This window comes from Oleiphilus sp. HI0123 (assembly GCF_001635315.1).
Genome location: NZ_LWGE01000232.1, coordinates 1 through 1,656, shown reverse-complemented (window position 1 = coordinate 1,656; position 1,656 = coordinate 1). Strand labels below are relative to the sequence as shown.

Sequence of the window (1,656 nt, the reverse complement as noted above, 5' to 3'; positions counted from 1 at the left end):
GGTAAATGCTGAAGATCCATTGTTCATTCTTTATACCTCTGGTTCTACCGGTAAACCAAAAGGTTTACAGCATTCCAGTGGTGGATATTTGACTTATGTGACGTCGACCTACTACTACACATTCGACCATAAAGAAGGTGATGTGTTCTGGTGCTCGGCAGATGTTGGCTGGATTACCGGCCATAGTTACATCGTTTATGGACCCTTGGCGAATGGTGCCACAACGCTCATGTATGAAGGCGTTCCCAATTATCCGAGTATGGGGCGCTTTGGTGAAGTAATTGATCAGCACAAGGTGACAGTTTTCTATACAGCGCCGACGGCTATTCGTACCTTAATGGCTAAAGCGGACGAAGCGACTGGGTCTAGTAAACGTGATTCACTGAGAATTCTTGGTACCGTAGGGGAGCCGATTAACCCGGAGGTATGGCGTTGGTATTATACTGAGTATGGCCATAGCAAATGTCCGGTTGTTGATACATGGTGGCAAACTGAAACGGGTGGTCAGATGATGACGCCTTTACCCTATGCAACAGAATCTAAACCGGGGTCTGCCTGTCATCCACTATTTGGTATACAAGCAGAGTTGGTAGATACCAATAGTGATATTCTCCAAGGTGAAACGAGTGGTCATTTGGTTATTATGGACTCCTGGCCGGGGCAGGCTCGTACCATCTGGAATGATCACGCACGGTTTATCGAAACCTATTTTTCAACTCATGACAATATGTACTTTACAGGCGACGGTGCCAAGCGAGATGCTGATGGCTATTTCTGGATTACCGGGCGTGTTGATGATGTCTTGAATGTTTCAGGTCATCGCTTAGGAACCGCTGAATTAGAGAGTGCTTTGGTGTCTCATCCTGATGTGGCGGAAGCAGCTGTTGTTGGTTATCCACATGATATCAAAGGTGAAGCTATCTATGTTTACGTGACGCCGATGGATGGAGTTGAACTTGCAGCCAATGCAACGGAGTTACTGAAGCAACATGTGAGAGTCGAAATGGGGCCCGTTGCGACTCCTGAGCTGATTCAGTGGGTCGATGCCTTACCCAAGACGCGATCTGGCAAGATCATGCGCAGGATCCTTCGCAAAATTGCTGCAGATGACTTTGGCAACTTGGGGGATACCTCAACGCTGAACGACCCTTCAGTAGTTGATGTGCTGATCGAGGGTCGTTTGAACCGCACTGACTCATAACTATAGGGTTGCTCGAGGGGAGATGAAAGGCATTATCTACCCCTCGAAAATTATGACCAGTCAGGCTATGCTGTTCTCCAAGGAACGTATTCTAATAATAAACATTGAACAGACATTCAATCCTGTTCGGAGAACTTATGTACCATTTTCATATCGCAGATGATCATCCACTTTTTCGCAGTGCCTTGTTAGAAATTATTAACGCCCACTTTGAAAACGTTACGATCACTGAATCGTCTGACCTGGAGACGACTCTGGCAGCCATTGCTGAAGACCCGGAGCTAGACCTTTTACTACTTGATCTGCATATGCCCGGCAGCCAAGACCTATTTGGCTTGGTGACAGTACGTGAGAAATTTCCTTCAATTCCGGTTGCTGTCGTGTCTGCTCGTGAAGATGCCGAGACGATAAGTCGCTCAATTGGTCATGGTGCAAGCGCTTATATTCCTAAATCA

The 1,656-nt window shown here is 46.7% G+C and carries 2 protein-coding genes; both read left to right on the top strand.

The genetic code is table 11. The features are described 5' to 3' along the window. The coding region (locus tag A3761_RS02270; RefSeq protein WP_156491512.1) for an acetate--CoA ligase at positions 1-1,201 on the top strand (1,201 nt) is incomplete at its 5' end. 137 nt (positions 1,202-1,338) lie between these two features. Further along, the coding region (locus tag A3761_RS02265) for a response regulator (protein ID WP_156491511.1) at positions 1,339-1,656 on the top strand (318 nt) is incomplete at its 3' end.